Below are 18,572 nucleotides of genomic sequence, written 5' to 3' on the forward strand. Positions count from 1 at the left end.
CGTGACGAAGGCCGGGACGCCCATGGCATCCCGGCCTTCTCTCGTACGAACCTCAGAACTTCGCCGGCCCGGCCCGTCCGAACCGTCCCGCTACGTCCCCGGGCCTCAGAACCGTCCCGCGCCCAGGTCCCGCGAGACCGCGCGGGCGCAGTCCCGCACCGCCGCGATCAGCTCGGGACGCAGCTCCCCGTCCTTGCAGACCCGCTCGACGGCCCCGGTGACGCCCACCGCGCCGACCGGCATGCGCCGCCGGTTGTGGATCGGGGCGGCGACCGAGGCGACTCCTGTCCAGGTCTCCTCGACGTCGTCCGCGTACCCCCGCGCGCGGGTCAGGTCGAGGACGCCCTCGAACTGGTCCAGTTCGCTCACGGTGCGCACGGTGAAGGCCTTGCGCTCGGCCTCCAGGACCTCGCTGTGCGCGACCGGATCGTAGGCGGACAGGACCTTGCCCAGCGCTGTGGAGTGCAGCGGCTGCATGGCCCCGACCTCCAGCACCTGGCGGCTGTCGTCGGGCCGGAACACGTGGTGGACGATCAGGACCCCCTGCTGGTGCAGGACGCCCAGATAGACGCTCTCGCCGCTGGAGCGGGCCAGGTCGTCCGTCCAGACCAGGGCGCGCGCCCGCAGTTCGTGCACGTCGAGATAGGTGGTGCCGAGCCGCAGCAGCTCGGCGCCCAGCTGATAGCGCCCGGAGACACCGTCCTGCTCGACGAAGCCCTCCTGCTGGAGGGTGCGGAGGATGCCGTGGGCCGTACCCTTGGCCAGACCGAGCGAGGAGGCGATGTCCGAGAGGCCGAGCTGACGCTCGCCGCCCGCGAGGAGCCGCAGCATCGCTGCTGCCCGTTCGAGCGACTGGATGTGCCGTGCCATCGCCGTGCTGCCTCCGTCCCCTTCGACCGACGGCGGACGATTCGCTGCCACCGTTCGGCAATGTCGAACACTACCGGTCCTTGCCGACCTCCCGCTATCGGACGGTCGCCACATGTTGCGTCCATCCGGGCACCGCCGTCGCGCACGTCACGACGTTCCGTCCCGTGGACTCCCCGACCCTATGGCCGCGCTCCGGGCTAACCTGACTCCGTGCGCGTTCCATGGGAAGCGCAAAGCCGACAGCCGTCGCACTCCAGGGAGCACTTTCATGGCCTCGTTGCCGAATCCGTCCCTCACGTCCGAGCTTGCCGAGAGCCGGACACGCGCCGAAGAGCTCCGCCAGGCCCTCGCCACCCGTGTCGTGGTGGCCGACGGGGCGATGGGCACGATGCTTCAGGCGCAGGACCCGACGCTGGAGGACTTCCAGAATCTCGAGGGCTGCAACGAGATCCTGAACGTCACCCGCCCCGACATCGTCCGCTCGGTCCACGAGGAGTACTTCTCCGTGGGCGTCGACTGTGTCGAGACCAACACCTTCGGCGCCAACCACTCGGCGGCGACCGAGTACGAGATCGCCGACCGCATCCACGAGCTGTCCGAGTCGGGCGCCCGGATCGCCCGCGAGGTCGCCGACGAGTTCGCCGCCCGGGACGGCCGCCGTCGCTGGGTCCTCGGCTCGATCGGCCCCGGCACCAAGCTGCCCTCGCTCGGCCACATCACCTACGACGTGCTGCGCGACGGCTACCAGAAGAACGCCGAGGGCCTGCTGGCCGGCGGCGCGGACGCCCTGATCGTGGAGACCACGCAGGACCTGCTCCAGACCAAGTCCAGCCTGGTCGGCGCGCGGCGCGCGATGGAGGCCCTGGGCCTGGAGGTGCCGCTGATCTGTTCGCTCGCCTTCGAGACCACCGGCGTCATGCTGCTCGGCTCGGAGATCGGCGCGGCCCTCACCGCGCTGGAACCGCTCGGCATCGACCTCATCGGCCTGAACTGCTCGACCGGGCCCGCCGAGATGAGCGAACACCTCCGCTACCTGGCCCGCCACTCGCGCACGCCGCTGATGTGCATGCCGAACGCCGGCCTGCCCGTCCTGACCAAGGACGGCGCGTACTTCCCGCTGACCGCGCCCGAGATGGCCGACGCGCAGGAGAACTTCGTACGCGACTACGGCCTCCAACTGGTCGGCGGCTGCTGCGGATCGACGCCCGAGCACCTGCGCCAGGTCGTCGAGCGCGTCCGCGACATGACACCCGAGACCCGCGACCCGCGCCCCGAGCCCGGCGCCGCCTCCCTCTACCAGACCGTGCCGTTCCGCCAGGACACCGCCTACATGGCGATCGGCGAGCGGACGAACGCCAACGGCTCGAAGAAGTTCCGTGAGGCGATGCTGGAGGCCCGCTGGGACGACTGCGTGGAGATGGCCCGCGACCAGATCCGCGAGGGCGCCCACATGCTCGACCTCTGCGTCGACTACGTCGGCCGGGACGGCGTCGCCGACATGAAGGAGCTGGCCGGCCGTTTCGCCACCGCCTCCACGCTGCCCCTCGTGCTCGACTCCACCGAGGTCGAGGTGCTCCGCGCGGGCCTGGAGAAGCTCGGCGGCCGGGCGGTCATCAACTCCGTCAACTACGAGGACGGCGACGGCCCCGAGTCCCGCTTCGCGAAGGTCACCGCCCTCGCCCAGGAGCACGGCGCCGCCCTCATCGCCCTGACCATCGACGAGGAGGGCCAGGCCCGCACCGTCGAGCACAAGGTCGCCATCGCCGAGCGGCTCATCGAGGACCTGACGACGAACTGGGGCATCCAGGAGTCGGACATCCTCATCGACACCCTGACCTTCACCATCTGCACCGGTCAGGAGGAGTCCCGCAAGGACGGCGTCGCGACCATCGAGGCCATCCGCGAACTCAAGCGCCGCCGCCCGGACGTACAGACCACCCTGGGCCTCTCCAACATCTCCTTCGGCCTCAACCCGGCCGCCCGCATCCTGCTCAACTCCGTCTTCCTCGACGAGTGCGTCAAGGCCGGCCTGGACTCGGCGATCGTGCACGCGTCGAAGATCCTGCCGATCGCCCGCTTCGACGACGAGCAGGTCCGGACGGCCCTGGACCTGATCTACGACCGCCGCGCCGAGGGCTACGACCCGCTCCAGAAGCTGATGGCGCTGTTCGAGGGCGCCACCACCAAGTCGCTCAAGGCGGGCCGCGCCGAGGAACTGGCCGCGCTCCCGCTGAACGAGCGGCTCAAGCGGCGCATCATCGACGGCGAGAAGAACGGCCTCGAACAGGACCTCGCCGACGCCCTGGAGACCCGCCCCGCCCTCGACATCGTCAACGAGACGCTCCTGGACGGCATGAAGGTCGTCGGTGAGCTCTTCGGCTCCGGCCAGATGCAGCTGCCGTTCGTGCTCCAGTCCGCCGAGGTGATGAAGACCGCGGTGGCCTACCTGGAGCCGCACATGGAGAAGTCCGACGCGGAGGGCAAGGGCACCATCGTCCTGGCCACGGTGCGCGGCGACGTCCACGACATCGGCAAGAACCTCGTCGACATCATCCTGTCCAACAACGGCTACAACGTCGTCAACCTCGGCATCAAGCAGCCGGTCTCCGCGATCCTGGACGCCGCCGAGGAGCACCGGGCCGACGTCATCGGCATGTCCGGCCTCCTGGTCAAATCCACCGTGATCATGAAGGAGAACCTCCAGGAGCTCAACCAGCGCGGCATGTCCGCCGACTACCCCGTCATCCTCGGCGGGGCCGCGCTGACCAGGGCCTACGTCGAGCAGGACCTGTACGAGATCTACCAGGGCGAGGTCCGCTACGCCCGCGACGCCTTCGAGGGCCTGCGCCTGATGGACGCGCTGATCGGGGTGAAGCGCGGGGTGCCCGGAGCCGTGCTGCCCGAGCTGAAGCAGCGCAGGGTGCGCCCCGCGGCGGCGGCCCCCGAGGTCGAGGAGCGCCCCGAGGAGGGGCACGTCCGCTCCGACGTCGCGATCGACAACCCCGTGCCCACTCCGCCCTTCGCGGGCACCCGCGTCATCAAGGGCATCCAGCTCAAGGAGTACGCCTCCTGGCTGGACGAGGGCGCGCTCTTCAAGGGCCAGTGGGGCCTGAAGCAGGCGCGCACGGGCGACGGACCGACGTACGAGGAACTGGTCGAGACCGAGGGCAGGCCCCGGCTGCGCGGCCTGCTGGACAAGCTCCAGACCGACAACCTGCTGGAAGCGGCCGTCGTCTACGGCTACTTCCCGTGTGTCTCCAAGGACGACGACCTGATCATCCTGGACGAGCAGGGCAACGAGCGCACCCGCTTCACCTTCCCGCGCCAGAGCCGCGGCCGACGCCTCTGCCTGGCCGACTTCTTCCGCCCGGAGGAGTCGGGGGAGACGGACGTGGTCGGCCTCCAGGTCGTCACCATGGGCTCGCGGATCGGCGAGGAGACCGCCAAGCTCTTCGAGTCCAACTCCTACCGCGACTACCTCGAACTGCACGGCCTGTCCGTCCAGTTGGCCGAGGCGCTGGCCGAGTACTGGCACGCCCGGGTACGCGCCGAACTCGGTTTCGGCGGTCAGGACCCGGACGCGATGGAGGACATGTTCGCCCTGAAGTACCGGGGCGCCCGCTTCTCCCTCGGCTACGGCGCCTGCCCGAACCTGGAGGACCGCGCCAAGATCGCGCAGCTCCTCGAGCCGGAGCGCATCGGGGTCGTCCTCTCCGAGGAGTTCCAGCTCCACCCCGAGCAGTCCACGGACGCGATCATGATCCACCACCCGGAGGCGAAGTACTTCAACGCGCGCTGATCGGACACGACGTACACTGGTCGGTCCACCGCAGGCCGGTTGCCCCCTTGGTACAGAGGGGCGACCGGCCTGGTTGTCCCTCAAGGAGGTGCGCCAGGATGACCAGTACGGTCCCCGCGCTCGGTACCCGTACGGCCGAAGGCTCCGCCCTGGAAGCCGTGCTCCTCGACATGGACGGCACCCTGGTGGACACCGAGGGCTTCTGGTGGGACGTCGAGGCCGCGGTGTTCGCCTCCCTGGGCCATGTGCTCGACGAGGCCTGGCGCCATGTCGTCGTCGGCGGTCCGATGACCCGCAGCGCCGGTTTCCTGATCGAGGCCACCGGCGCCGACATCACCCTCGCCGAGCTGACCGTCCTGCTGAACGACGGCTTCGAGGCCCGGATCGGCAACACCCTGCCGCTGATGCCGGGGGCGGCCAGACTGCTCGCCGAACTGGCGGCCCACGAGATCCCCACCGCCCTGGTCTCCGCCTCGCACCGGCGCATCATCGACCGCGTCCTGGCCTCGCTCGGACCGCAGTACTTCGCGCTCACCGTGGCGGGCGACGAGGTGGCGCGGACCAAGCCGTTCCCCGACCCGTATCTGCTGGCCGCCGAGGGGCTCGGCGCCGCACCGGCCCGGTGCGCGGTCATCGAGGACACCGCGACGGGCGTCGCCGCGGCCGAGGCCGCCGGCTGCCGGGTGGTCGCGGTTCCCTCGATCGCCCCCATCGCGCCCGCCGACCGGCGCACGGTCGTCACCTCGCTGGAAGAGGTCGACCTGCCCTTTCTCCGCGGCCTGATGACGGAAATGCGCTAAGCGTTCACCCAGCGTGCGGAACTGAAATGCGGGAAAGGCCCAGGGCGCCCCTCCCGGGGGTACTGGCGGACGGCCGCCGGAACCCCCGGGGGAATTCGGTCCCGGACGGGATGGCCGAATTCCGGTACGTGTCAGGCGAGTTACCAATGTGACGTTCGCCACTCGACAGAGGGTCGACATCGGGTCTGGTGTATGCGGTCAACCCCCTTTCCCGGGTGGTCGACGTGCCCTTGTGTCCTGATTGGTGAAGAGCTGCACGAATCCTTCCGCTGTCGGGTTATCGGTGCGTCCACGCCCGGTTTCACAGCGTGATGGAAGCTCAACTCCGGCCGCTGAGGGCCCCGGTGACAGCGCGGACTAATGTCATCGCGAGAACATCGCCGTATCCCCGTGACCCGCAGCACCACCCCTGCATGCCGGCTCGCGGAATCTACAGCTCTGGAGAAACTCGAGCATGAACCGCAAGACTTTGGTGCTGCCGGCCATAATCGGCCTGCTCACCCCGGTGCTCGCCGCGTGTGGGGGGTCCGACGGCGGAAGCGACGGTGGAGACCCGATCGTCGTCGGTACCACCGACCGGTTCATCGCATCGAAGGATGCCCCGGCGCCCCTCGACCCGGCATACGCCTACGACGTCGGCAGCTGGAACATCCTCCGTCAGACCGTGCAGACGCTGATGATCATTCCGCGCGGTGACGGCGACCCCCAGCCCGAGGCCGCCGAGCAGTGCGGCTTCACCGACACGGGCAACGAGCGCTACGCCTGCACCCTGCGCAAGGACCTGAAGTTCTCCGACGGCAGCACCGTCACCGCGAAGGACGTCAAGTACTCCATCGAGCGCGCCCTGGACATCGAGGCCGACAGTGGTGTGTTCGCGCTGCTGTCCACCGTCGACACGGTCGAGACCCAGGGTGACCGCGAGGTGATCTTCCACCTCAAGACCGCGGACGCCACCTTCCCGTTCAAGCTGACGACCCCGGTCGCCGGCATCGTCAACCCCGACGACTACGAGAAGAACAAGCTGCGCGACGGCTTCAGCATCGACGGCTCCGGCCCGTACTCCTTCAAGGCCGAGACGAAGGACGGCGAGCTCGTCAACGCCGTCTTCACCAAGAACCCCAACTACAAGGGCGTTCTGACGGTCAAGAACAGCCAGGTCCAGATGCGCTCCTTCGCGGACGCCAAGACCATGGGCACGGCGCTCGACGACGGCGACATCGACATGATGACCCGCTCCATGACGCCGGAGCAGATCAACAAGCTCGGCAGCGCCACCGACAGCGACATCGACCTGATCGAGATGCCCGGTCTGGAGATCCGCTACCTGGCCTTCAACACCGACGGCCCGGCGGTGAAGAACACGGCGGTGCGCCAGGCGATGGCCCAGGTCATCAACCGCAGCGAGCTCGTCTCCAAGGTCTACGGCACCGCGGCCGACCCGCTCTACTCGCTGGTCCCGGCCACCATCACCGGCCACTCGAACGCGTTCTTCAACAAGTACGGGGACCCCAGCGTCGCCAAGGCCACGGCGCTGCTGACCGCGGCCGACATCACGACGCCGGTCAAGCTGACCCTGAACTACACGACCGACCACTACGGCTCGGTCACCAAGGAAGAGTTCGAGCAGCTCAAGAAGCAGCTCAACGACAGCGGCCTGTTCCAGGTCGACATCAAGGGCACGCCCTGGGACACCTTCGTACCCGCCGAGCGCAAGGGCGACTACGAGGTCTACGGCATGGGTTGGTTCCCCGACTTCCCCGACGCCGACAGCTTCCTGGCGCCGTTCCTCGACAAGGACAACTTCCTCAAGTCGCCCTACGCGAACAGCACGATCATCGACAACCTCATCCCGCAGTCCCGGCGCGAGGCGGACAGGCTCACCGCCTCGAAGAGCTTCAACGAGATCCAGGACATCGTGGCGAAGGACGTACCGGTGCTGCCGCTCTGGCAGGGCAAGCAGTACATCGCCGCGCGGGACGACATCACCGGCGCGGAGTGGGCGCTCAACTCCTCCTCCACGCTGCAGCTCTGGGAACTCGGCCGCGGAGTCAGCGGCTGACGGACCCGTACGGCCGGGCCCGCCGACGGGCCCGGCACCGGAGGGACCCCACTCCTCCGGAGAACCAACGACAAGGCACAGCAGTGAACATGCGTAACCCATGGCCAGTCCTGTCCGTCACGACGGGACTGGCCATCGGCCTGCTCTCCGGCTGCGGCTCCCAGCAGGGCGGCACCGGGAGCACCGGCTCCTCCATCGTGATGGGGATGTCCGACGACGTCCTCGCCACCGACCCCGCGTCCGGCTACGACCCGGGGTCCTGGCTGCTCTTCAACAACGTCTTCCAGTCGTTGCTGAGCTTCCCCAAGGGCGGCACGGAGCCGCAGCCCGAAGCCGCCGAGGAATGCTCGTTCACGGGCACCGGCACGACCGTTTACTCGTGTACGTTGCGCGGCGGCCTGAAGTTCAGCAACGGTGACGCGCTCACCTCCGAGGACGTCAAGTTCTCCTTCGACCGCATCCTGAAGATCAACGACACCGCAGGCCCCGCGATCATGTTCCCGATGCTGGACAAGGTCGAGACACCGGACGCCAGGACCGTCGTCTTCAGGCTCAAGTACGCCGACGCCACCTTCCCGAGCAAGATCGCCTCCGGCGCCGGCTCGATCGTGGACCACCGGCAGTACGCCGACAACGGACTGCGCAAGGACGACGAGGCGGTCGGCTCCGGCCCGTACAAGCTGGACTCGTTCGGCCGGGACGAGGCCGTCTTCTCCGTCAACGAGAACTACCGCGGCACCGCGAAGGCCAAGAACTCCGGCTTGACGCTGAAGTTCTTCCACGGCGACCAGACGGCGCTGAAGACCGCGCTGGAGAACAACGAGATCGACATCGCCTACCGGGGCCTGGCCGCCGACGACATCGCGGACATCGAGAACGACACCTCGACCGGCAGGGGCGTCAACGTCGTCGAGGGCAGCAGCGCCGAGGTGCAGCACCTGGTCCTCAACACGGACGACCCGGTGACGGGCAAGCTCTCGGTACGCAGGGCCATCGCCTACCTGCTTGACCGTCAGGCCCTGGTCGACGAGGTCTACCAGGACACGGCGACCCCGCTCTACTCGGTCGTCCCGGCCGGTATCGCGGGCCACAACACGGCCTTCTTCGACACCTACGGCGCCGGCCCCTCCCAGGCCGAGGCCGAGGCCGCGCTGCGCGCCGACGGCATCACCGAGAAGGTCAAGCTGACCCTCTGGTCGACGCCCTCACGCTACGGGCCGTCCACCGACCGGGAGTTCAAGGCGATCGCCGAGCAGCTCAACGCCGGCGGCCTCTTCGAGGCGACCGTCAGGTCCGTACCCTTCGACCAGTACGAGAAGGACATCGCCAAGGGCAGGTACGGCGTGTACGTGAAGGGCTGGGTGCCCGACTACCCGGACCCGGACAACTTCACGGCCCCCTTCTTCGGCGAGGGCAACGTGCTCGGCAACAACTACACCAACAGCACGATCACCGGTGAACTCATCCCGGAGACCGCCGCCGCGAGCAGCCGCTCCTCGACCGAGGCCGCCTACGGCGAGCTCCAGGACATCGTGGCCGACGAACTGCCGCTCATCCCGCTCTGGCAGGCCAAGCAGTACGCGGTCGTCCGCGACAACGTCTACGGCCTGGAGTACTGCCTCGACGCCTCGACGGTCTTCCGTTTCTGGGAGATCAGCAAGGACTGACCAGGACCACGTACACGGAGGGCGGCCACTTCCCCGGGGAAGTGGCCGCCCTCCGTGCGCTGTCGCGTGCCGGCTTCTACTGCGCGCCGGGGCGCACCAACCCGCTCTCGTACGCGTACACCGCGGCCTGCACCCGGTCGCGCAGCCCCAGCTTGGTCAGGACGTGGCCGACGTGCGTCTTGACTGTGGTCTCGCTGACGAAGAGGTCCGCCGCGATCTCGGCGTTGGACAGCCCGCGCGCCACCAGCTTCAGCACCTCGACCTCGCGGTCGGTCAGCGTGTGCAGGGTGTCCGGCACCGGCTCGTCGCCGGACGGCAGATGGCTCGCGTACTTGTCGAGCAGACGGCGGGTGATGCTCGGCGCGAGCATCGCCTCGCCGGAGGCGACCACCCGGATGGCCTGCACCAGTTCGTTGGCCGGCGCGTCCTTGAGCAGGAAACCGCTGGCGCCCGCGCGCAGCGCCTCCACCACGTACTCGTCGAGGTCGAAGGTGGTCAGCACCAGCACCTTGGCCGGACCGTCCCGGCCGGGGCCGGTGATCTGCCGGGTCGCCTCGACACCGTCCATCCGGGGCATACGGATGTCCATCAGAACCACATCGGGCTGCAGGGCACGGACCTGGTCGAGTGCCTGGAGACCGTCACCGGCCTCGCCGACGACCGCCAGATCCTGCTCGGCTTCCAGGATCATCCGGAAGCCGGTGCGCAGCAGCGGCTGGTCGTCGACCAGTAGGACGCGGATGGCCACGTGAGTCTCCTTCGCTAGTCCGGCCCCATTCTGCCCTGCTCGGTGTCGGCGGACTCCGGCGCCCTGACCGGCAGAGGGTAGGGCGGGGGAGTACCGCCGAATTCCGGACAGGACGCCTGGTGGTCGCACCAGCCGCAGAGCTTGGTGGGCCGGGGCCGCCAGTCACCGGTCTCGGTGGCCTCCCGGATCGCCTCCCACAGCGAGTGCAGCTTCCGCTCGACCCGCTCCAGGTCCGCGATCACCGGGTCGTACGTCAGTACGTCGCCGCTGCCGAGGTAGACGAGCTGGAGCCGGCGCGGGACCACCTGCTTCAGCCGCCACACCACCAGGGCGTAGAACTTCATCTGGAACAGGGCACCCTCGGCGTACTCCGGCCTCGGCGCCTTGCCCGTCTTGTAGTCGACGATCCGCACCTCGCCCGTCGGCGCCACGTCGACGCGGTCGATGATGCCGCGCAGCTTGAGGCCGGAGTCGAGGCTCGCCTCGACGAACAGCTCCCGCTCGGCGGGCTCCAGCCGGGTCGGGTCCTCCAGGGTGAACCAGCGCTCCACCAGCCGCTCGGCGTCACCGAGCCAGCGCGCCAGCCGCTCGCCGCCGGGGTCGTCGGCGAACAGCTCCACGACCTCCGGCCGGCTCTCGCGCAGCCGGTCCCACTGACCGGGGATCAGGGACTTGGCGCGCGGGGCCGTACGCTCCGTCGCCGGCGCGTCGAAGAGCCGCTCCAGGACCGCGTGCACCAGCGTGCCGCGGGTGGCCGCCTCGCTCGGCTTCTCGGGGAGCTTGTCGATCACCCGGAAGCGGTAGAGCAGCGGGCACTGCATGAAGTCGTTCGCGCGCGAGGGCGACAGGGACGCGGGCGGCAGGGCGGTCGGCCTCACCACCGCCGCGACCGCCGCCACCGCCGGGACGTCGGCCGCGGTTTCGACGGGCGCGTCCGCGGTGCCGGTCCCGACCATGCCGCCGGTGCCGGTGTCCGTCCCGGTCCCGGTCCCGGCCGTGACCTCGGCTTCGGTCCCGGCCACGTCCTCCGTGCTGGTTTCCATGACGACAGACCTTACGGCTCACCACTGACAGCGATACGGCCGCGGCCGCGGCTACGGCGCGGAAAACAGAGGGGGTGCCGGGGCGGAACGCGTCGCGACGGACGCATACCATCGACCACAGACCTCCTGCTCCGCGTGACCGGGAGCGAGGGACGCTTCGAACGAGGGGACATCGTGGACGAGAGCGGCGGGAGCGGGCAGCCGCGCTCCGGTACCGACGAGGCGACCGAGCGCCACGAGGGGCCCCAGGCCCCCGGGAGCCCGGCCGCGGACGCCACGCGCCCCGAACAGGAGGGGCCCGAGCGCCCCACCGGGCCCACCACCCCCGCCGCCCCCACGGAACCGGAAAGCGACTCCGAGACCCCCCGGCCCGCGGACGGGACCGGACCCGGCACCGACCTCTCCAAGGAACCCCAGGCCCGCCCCGACGCCACCCCGCCGTACACCAGTGCGCCGGGTGAGAGCGGGACCGCCGACGCCCCGAGGTCACACGCCGCCTCCGGTTCCGGCAAGGGACGCCCGCCGCGGCGCGAGAAGGGCCCCGGCGGCGGACTGCTCATGGGCCGCCCCTTCGGCGTACCCGTGTACGTCGCTCCCAGCTGGTTCCTCGTCGCCGCTCTGATCACCTGGGTGTTCGGCGGCCAGCTCGACCGCGTGCTGCCCGAGCTCGGCGCCCTGCGCTACCTCGTCTCCCTCTTCTTCGCGGTCGCCTTCTACGCCTCCGTGCTCGTCCACGAACTGGCCCACACGGTCGCCGCCCTGCGCTTCAAGCTGCCGGTGCGCCGGATCCAGCTCCAGTTCTTCGGCGGGGTGTCGGAGATCGAGAAGGAGTCGGAGACCCCGGGCCGGGAGTTCGTGCTCGCCTTCGTCGGCCCGCTGCTCTCCCTCGTCCTGTCCGGCGTCTTCTACCTCGCCATGCAGACCGTCGACCCGGGCACCGTGCCGGGCGTCCTGCTGGGCGGCCTGATGATCTCCAACCTCATCGTCGCCGTCTTCAACCTGCTGCCCGGACTGCCCCTGGACGGCGGCCGCATGCTCCGCGCCGTCGTCTGGAAGATCACCGGCAAGCCGATGAGCGGCACGATCGCCGCCGCCTGGGTGGGCCGCGCCCTCGCCGTCTCCGTACTCATCGGACTGCCCCTGCTCACCCAGACCGGAGCGTTCGGCGAGGCCCCCGAGGACATCGGCGGCATGGACACCGTCACCGACGCCCTGCTCGCCGCCATCCTCGCCGCGATCATCTGGACCGGCGCCGGCAACAGCCTCCGGATGGCCCGCCTGCGCGAACACCTCCCGGAACTGCGCGCCCGCGCACTCACCCGGCGCGCGGTCCCGGTCGAGACGAGCACCCCGCTCTCCGAAGCGCTCCGCCGCGCCAACGACGCCGGCGCCCGCGCCCTGGTCGTCGTCGACGCCGACGGCCAGCCGCTCTCCCTGGTCCGCGAGGCCGCCATCGTCGGCGTACCCGAGCACCGCCGCCCCTGGGTCGCGGTCAGCGGCCTCGCCCAGGACCTCACCGACGGCATGCGGGTCTCCGCCGAGCTCGCGGGCGAGGACCTCCTCGACGCGCTGCGCGCCAACCCCGCCACCGAGTACCTGGTCGTCGAGGAGTCCGGCGAGATCTACGGCGTGCTCTCCGCCGCCGACGTGGAACGCGCCTTCGTCAAGGCCATGGCCCGCCCCTCCTAGGACCGCCCCGCACGATGGTCCGCGCCCTCTTCCAGGACCGGTAGGCTGGTCACATGTCCGAACCGACCGGTGCCGCCCGCAGGCGCGGGCCCTTCAAGGTCGGGGACCAGGTTCAGCTGACCGACCCCAAGGGCCGCCACTACACGTTCACGCTCGAAGCCGGAAAGAACTTTCACACCCACAAAGGTTCCTTCCCGCACGACGAGCTGATCGGTGCTCCCGAGGGCAGCGTCGTCCGCACCACGGGGAACGTCGCCTATCTCGCGCTGCGCCCCCTGCTCCCCGACTACGTCCTGTCCATGCCCCGCGGCGCCGCCGTGGTCTACCCCAAGGACGCGGGGCAGATCCTGGCCTTCGCCGACATCTTCCCCGGCGCGCGCGTCGTGGAGGCGGGCGTCGGCTCCGGCTCGCTCAGTGCCTTCCTGCTGCGCGCCATCGGCGACCAGGGAATGCTGCACTCCTACGAGCGCCGCGAGGACTTCGCCGAGATCGCCCAGCAGAACGTGGAGCGCTACTTCGGGGAACAGCACCCCGCCTGGCAGCTCACCGTCGGCGACCTCCAGGACAACCTGTCGGACACCGAGGTCGACCGGGTCATCCTCGACATGCTCGCCCCCTGGGAGTGCCTGGAGGCCGTCTCCAAGGCGCTCGTCCCCGGCGGCATCCTCTGCTGCTACGTCGCCACCACCACCCAGCTCGCGCGGACCGTCGAGTCCATCCGCGAGATCGGCTCCTTCAACGAGCCGACCTCCTGGGAGTCGATGATCCGCAACTGGCACGTCGAGGGCCTGGCCGTCCGCCCCGACCACCGGATGATCGGCCACACCGGCTTCCTGCTCACCGCCCGCCGCCTCGCGGACGGCGTCGAGCCGCCCATGCGCCGCCGCCGCCCCTCCAAGGGCGCCTACGGCGACGACTACACCGGTCCGAACGCCGACGGCGGCATGGGCCGCTGACGTAACCAACGCACCACGACTGTGGCCGAGTTCCCCGGACAGCCCGGGAACTCGGCCACAGCGCTCTGTCGTTGACGCGCCGCCGAAATACCCGTCAGGAACTCCCGACCCCGCCGTTCCACCACACTGTGACGTGTGGCACCATGCGGGACACCCCCACCGGCACAGCCCTCACGGGAGACACTCCTAGTGCAGCAATCCGCCGTCCCGGAACTGGCACACACGCACACCAGCCCCATCCAGTGGGTCGCCACGGCCACGGCCATCGCCGGAGTCGTCGCGTTCTCCTCCGTACTCCAGCCCGACCCGGCGACGGCGGCCCAGCCCGGTCCCGGCGCGAAGCCGGCCAGGACCGCGGTGGCGGCCCCCGATCCCTCCGGCGTCGACTTCCCGATCGAGTGCGGGCCCGCCAAGGTCCTCGTCCAGAAGAAGGCCTCCGGAGACCTCGACGGAGACGGCCGGCCGGAGACCGTGGCCGTGGTCCGGTGCGACGCCGGCTCGGGCACCCCGCCCAACGGCGTCTACGTCCTCACCCGGGCCGCGGACGAGTCCGAGCCCCGCGTGGTGGCCACCCTGGTCGACCCCAAGGACCGACTGAGCGTCACCGACTTCGCGCTGAGTGACGCCGCCGTCACCGCCACCCTCCTCGGATACTCCTCCGCCGACGTGCCGAGCTGCTGCCCGGACGTGAAGGACCTCGCCAAGTGGCAGTGGAAGAACGGCGCGTTCGTCCGCTCGACACCCTCCGGCGCCCAGAGCGTCTGAACGCCCCGCGAAGCCCGGGGCACGCGAAAACACCCTCCGCGCCGCGGAGGGTGTGAGAAAGCAGACAAGCGTGACAGAGGGCGCCTCACGCCTCACTCCGCGTCAGGACCGTAGACCTCGACCTTGTCCGAAACCCGACGCACGTGGATGCAGTCGCCCGGACACTCCTTCGCGGAGTCCGTCACGTCGGTCAGGAGCGGCAGTGGTACGGGCGTTGTGGCGCCCGGGGCCTGGAGCAGTTCGTCGCCCGCGCCCCTCACGTACGCCAGGCCGTCGATGTCCAGCTCAAAGACCTCGGGCGCGTACTGGACGCAGATCCCGTCGCCGGTACAGAGATCCTGGTCGATCCAGACCTCGAGCGCCTCGCCGTCGACTCCTGCCTCCTGCTGCACGGTCGTTTCTCCTGCCGTTTCCTGTGCCGAGCGAACCGATATCCCTGCAAGTCGGGCCAGCTCTGACGGGTGTTGAACACTTCGACCCTACCTCCGGCCGCTTCCCAATCACGTTGGGTGGGTATTCCACTGGCGTGAGGGAGAGCGCAAGGGTGAAGATCGGACACACCCCGACAGTCTTTGTGATCTAGGGGTTTCAATCGACACCCACCCAGGTAGGGTCTGGAAGCGTCCAGCTCCCCTTGGAGGAGGTGAGGACCGTGGCAGCCCACGACGACGACATGAACCGCGGCATCCGCCCGGGAAGAGGGTCCGATGACCCCGCCGGGCAGGTTGCCTACCTTGAGCAGGAGATCGCCGTCCTGCGACGCAAGCTCGCCGACTCTCCGCGGCACACGAGGATTCTCGAAGAGCGGATCGTCGAGTTGCAGACGAACCTGGCCGGCGTGTCCGCCCAGAACGAGCGGCTCGCCAACACGCTCCGTGAGGCCCGCGACCAGATCGTGGCCCTCAAGGAAGAGGTCGACCGGCTCGCACAGCCGCCGGCCGGCTTCGGAGTCTTCCTCGTGGCGAACGAGGACGGCACGGCGGACATCTTCACCGGGGGCCGCAAGCTCCGGGTGAACGTCAGCCCCAGCGTGGAGCTCGAAGAGCTCAGGCGTGGCCAGGAAGTGATGCTCAACGAAGCCCTCAACGTGGTCGAGGCCATGGAGTACGAGAGCGTCGGTGAGATCGTCACCCTCAAGGAGATCCTCGAGGACGGCGAACGCGCCCTCGTGCAGGGGCACACCGACGAGGAACGGGTGGTACGGCTCGCCGAGCCGCTCCTGGACGTCGTCATCCGCCCCGGCGACGCCCTGCTTCTCGAACCCCGTTCCGGCTATGTCTACGAAGTCGTACCGAAGAGCGAGGTCGAGGAACTCGTCCTCGAAGAGGTCCCGGACATCGGCTACGAGCAGATCGGCGGTCTGGGCAACCAGATCGAGCTGATCCGCGACGCGGTCGAGCTCCCGTATCTCTACCCCGACCTCTTCAAGGAGCACGAACTGCGGCCGCCCAAGGGCGTCCTGCTGTACGGGCCTCCCGGATGCGGCAAGACGCTCATCGCCAAGGCGGTCGCCAATTCGCTGGCCAAGAAGGTCGCCGAGGTGACCGGTCAGTCGACCGGCAAGAGCTTCTTCCTCAACATCAAGGGCCCCGAGCTCCTGAACAAGTACGTCGGCGAGACCGAGCGGCAGATCCGCCTGGTGTTCCAGCGTGCGCGTGAGAAGGCCAGCGAGGGCACGCCCGTCATCGTCTTCTTCGACGAGATGGAGTCCCTGTTCCGCACTCGTGGATCGGGCGTCAGCTCGGACGTGGAGAACACCATCGTCCCCCAGCTGCTCGCCGAGATCGACGGCGTGGAGGGCCTGGAGAACGTGGTCGTGATCGGCGCCTCGAACCGCGAGGACATGATCGACCCCGCGATCCTGCGCCCCGGCCGGCTCGACGTGAAGATCAAGATCGAGCGCCCGGACGCCGAGGCCGCGAAGGACATCTTCGCGAAGTACCTGACGGAGCGCCTGCCGCTCCACTCGGACGACCTCGGTGAACACGGCGGCGACAGGGCGGCCACGGTCACCAACATGATCCAGACCGCCGTGGAGCACATGTACGACGAGTCCGAGGAGAACCGCTTCCTCGAGGTCACGTACGCCAACGGCGACAAGGAGGTCCTGTACTTCAAGGACTTCAACTCCGGCGCCATGATCGAGAACATCGTCGGCCGCGCCAAGAAGGCGGCCATCAAGGCCTTCCTCGACCAGAACCAGAAGGGTATTCGGGTCTCCCACCTCCTCCAGGCATGCGTGGACGAGTTCAAGGAGAACGAGGACCTGCCGAACACCACCAACCCGGACGACTGGGCCCGAATCTCCGGCAAGAAGGGCGAACGGATCGTGTACATCCGTACGCTCGTCACCGGAAAGCAGGGCGCGGACACCGGCCGCTCCATCGACACAGTGGCCAACACCGGTCAGTACCTGTAAAAGACAGGGCGGCTGCGGGTGCCCTACGTGGGTACCCGCAGCCGACTGCTTTCCGGGTCACGGCTGGAGCGAGGCAATGACGCAAATGATCTCCCCACCAGGGCAAAGGCGTTCTAGGCTCTTTCGTACCGCCGAGTCGCGCAGTGCGGGGACGGGCACCGCACATACGCCGGAGAAACAGCGGTACTTGAGCAGTGCTCCCGACCGAGAGCACTGCCGGGCAAGGAGGGCCGCATGACCGTACGGCGAGTAATGGGCATCGAGACGGAGTACGGGATCTCCGTCCCCGGCCACCCGAACGCCAATGCCATGCTCACCTCGTCCCAGATCGTCAACGCGTATGCCGCGGCGATGCACCGGGCGCGCCGCGCCCGCTGGGACTTCGAGGAGGAGAATCCGCTGCGGGACGCACGGGGCTTCGACCTCGCCCGTGAGTCCGCGGACTCCAGCCAGCTCACCGACGAGGACATCGGGCTGGCCAACGTCATCCTCACCAACGGGGCGCGACTGTACGTCGACCACGCACACCCGGAGTACAGCTCCCCGGAGGTCACCAACCCGCTGGACGCCGTCCTGTGGGACAAGGCCGGCGAGCGCATCATGGCGGAGGCCGCCGAGCGCGCGGCCCAGCTCCCGGGCGCCCAGCCGATCCACCTCTACAAGAACAACACCGACAACAAGGGCGCCTCCTACGGCACGCACGAGAACTACCTGATGAAGCGGGAGACCCCCTTCTCGGACATCGTGCGCCACCTCACGCCGTTCTTCGTCTCACGTCAGGTCGTCACCGGAGCGGGCCGCGTCGGTATCGGGCAGGACGGGCACGAGCACGGCTTCCAGCTCAGCCAGCGCTCCGACTACTTCGAGGTCGAGGTGGGGCTGGAGACCACCCTGAAGCGCCCGATCATCAACACGCGCGACGAACCGCACGCGGACGCGGAGAAGTACCGCAGGCTGCATGTGATCATCGGCGACGCGAACCTCTCCGAGATCTCGACCTACCTGAAGCTGGGCACGACGGCCCTGGTCCTCTCGATGATCGAGGACGGCTTCATCGCCGTGGACCTGGCGGTCGACCAGCCCGTGCGCACCCTTCACCAGGTGTCGCACGATCCCACGCTCAAGCGCCTGGTCACGCTCCGTAGCGGTCGGACACTCACCGCTGTCCAGCTCCAGATGGAGTACTTCGAGCTGGCCCGCAAATATGTGGAGGAGCGGTTCGGGTCGGACGCCGACGAGCAGACCGTGGACGTCCTGCTCCGCTGGGAGGACACCCTGAACCGCCTGGAGAACGACCCGATGAGCCTCTCCGGAGAGCTCGACTGGGTCGCCAAGCTGGAGGTCATGGAGGGCTACAAGCGCCGCGACGACCTCGACTGGGACGCCGCCAGGCTGCACCTGGTCGACCTCCAGTACGCCGACGTACGGGCCGAGAAGGGCATCTACAACCGTCTCGCGGCGCGCGGAAGGATGAAGCGCCTCCTGGACGAGCAGGACGTCGAGCGGGCCCGTACGAAGCCGCCCGAGGACACCCGTGCGTACTTCCGCGGGCGCTGCCTGGAGCAGTACGCCGACGACGTCGCGGCGGCCTCCTGGGACTCGGTGATCTTCGATCTGCCGGGCAGGGACTCGCTCCAGCGCGTCCCAACCCTGGAGCCGCTTCGCGGAACGCGTAATCACGTCAAGGAGCTCCTGGACCGCTGCCGGACCGCCGAAGACCTGGTCAAGGTCCTGTCGGGCGGCTGAGCGGGCCACTG

General features: G+C 69.0%; 13 protein-coding genes. 9 read left to right on the forward strand and 4 right to left on the reverse strand.

Translation table 11 applies throughout. The features are described 5' to 3' along the window. Positions 1-105: 105 nt before the first annotated feature. Entirely contained in the window at positions 106-870 is a 765-nt protein-coding gene (locus ACIP79_RS36960) for an IclR family transcriptional regulator (protein ID WP_401230926.1), read from the reverse strand. Between the two features lie 268 nt (positions 871-1,138). On the opposite strand from ACIP79_RS36960, the gene metH reads away from it, so the two are divergent. The 4 genes from metH (at position 1,139) to ACIP79_RS36980 (ending at position 9,195) form a co-directional block, all read left to right on the forward strand. Then, positions 1,139-4,669 carry a methionine synthase gene (gene metH / locus ACIP79_RS36965; protein ID WP_401230929.1) on the forward strand — a complete coding sequence of 1,177 codons (3,531 nt, stop codon included), beginning with the start codon at positions 1,139-1,141 and terminating at the stop codon, positions 4,667-4,669. Positions 4,670-4,767: 98 nt separating this feature from the next. After that, entirely contained in the window at positions 4,768-5,469 is a 702-nt protein-coding gene (locus ACIP79_RS36970) for an HAD family hydrolase (protein WP_383691563.1), read from the forward strand. Between the two features lie 454 nt (positions 5,470-5,923). Then, positions 5,924-7,528: an ABC transporter substrate-binding protein gene (locus tag ACIP79_RS36975; RefSeq protein WP_401230931.1), complete on the forward strand. Its 1,605-nt coding sequence runs from the start codon at positions 5,924-5,926 to the stop codon at positions 7,526-7,528. 83 nt (positions 7,529-7,611) lie between these two features. Next, positions 7,612-9,195, forward strand: a complete 1,584-nt coding sequence (locus tag ACIP79_RS36980; protein WP_401230934.1) for an ABC transporter substrate-binding protein — start codon at positions 7,612-7,614, stop codon at positions 9,193-9,195. Positions 9,196-9,271: 76 nt separating this feature from the next. Here the strand turns inward: ACIP79_RS36980 and ACIP79_RS36985 are convergent, their stop codons facing one another. Together ACIP79_RS36985 and ACIP79_RS36990 are read right to left on the reverse strand one after the other, a co-directional pair. Then, positions 9,272-9,943 (reverse strand): response regulator transcription factor, encoded by a 672-nt coding sequence (locus tag ACIP79_RS36985; protein ID WP_266467029.1) that lies wholly within the window; start codon positions 9,941-9,943, stop codon positions 9,272-9,274. Between the two features lie 14 nt (positions 9,944-9,957). Continuing rightward, positions 9,958-10,899, reverse strand: a complete 942-nt coding sequence (locus tag ACIP79_RS36990) for a RecB family exonuclease (protein ID WP_401231198.1) — start codon at positions 10,897-10,899, stop codon at positions 9,958-9,960. Between the two features lie 261 nt (positions 10,900-11,160). Here ACIP79_RS36990 and ACIP79_RS36995 point away from each other — a divergent pair, with 261 nt between their 5' ends. The 3 genes from ACIP79_RS36995 to ACIP79_RS37005 all read left to right on the forward strand — a co-directional run bounded on the left by ACIP79_RS36995 (position 11,161) and on the right by ACIP79_RS37005 (position 14,396). Further along, entirely contained in the window at positions 11,161-12,675 is a 1,515-nt protein-coding gene (locus ACIP79_RS36995; protein WP_401231200.1) for a site-2 protease family protein, read from the forward strand. A 53-nt stretch (positions 12,676-12,728) separates the two neighbouring features. Beyond that, positions 12,729-13,631 carry a tRNA (adenine-N1)-methyltransferase gene (locus ACIP79_RS37000; protein WP_383688854.1) on the forward strand — a complete coding sequence of 301 codons (903 nt, stop codon included), beginning with the start codon at positions 12,729-12,731 and terminating at the stop codon, positions 13,629-13,631. A gap of 189 nt (positions 13,632-13,820) precedes the next feature. Further along, complete coding sequence (locus ACIP79_RS37005) at positions 13,821-14,396, forward strand: hypothetical protein (protein ID WP_401230938.1); 576 nt, start codon at positions 13,821-13,823, stop codon at positions 14,394-14,396. A gap of 92 nt (positions 14,397-14,488) precedes the next feature. Here ACIP79_RS37005 and ACIP79_RS37010 read toward each other — a convergent pair whose 3' ends face one another. Continuing rightward, complete coding sequence (locus ACIP79_RS37010) at positions 14,489-14,788, reverse strand: ferredoxin (protein ID WP_383681886.1); 300 nt, start codon at positions 14,786-14,788, stop codon at positions 14,489-14,491. 260 nt (positions 14,789-15,048) lie between these two features. Between ACIP79_RS37010 and arc the strand changes: the two genes are divergently transcribed. Both arc and dop read left to right on the forward strand, forming a co-directional pair. Further along, complete coding sequence (gene arc / locus ACIP79_RS37015; RefSeq protein ID WP_387181427.1) at positions 15,049-16,815, forward strand: proteasome ATPase; 1,767 nt, start codon at positions 15,049-15,051, stop codon at positions 16,813-16,815. Positions 16,816-17,049: 234 nt separating this feature from the next. Then, the gene (gene dop, locus ACIP79_RS37020) at positions 17,050-18,561 is read left to right on the forward strand and encodes a depupylase/deamidase Dop (protein WP_387181424.1); all 1,512 of its coding nucleotides are present in this window, start codon (positions 17,050-17,052) and stop codon (positions 18,559-18,561) included. Positions 18,562-18,572: the final 11 nt, after the last annotated feature.

The organism is Streptomyces sp. NPDC088747, from assembly GCF_044751025.1.
Classification (GTDB): domain Bacteria; phylum Actinomycetota; class Actinomycetes; order Streptomycetales; family Streptomycetaceae; genus Streptomyces.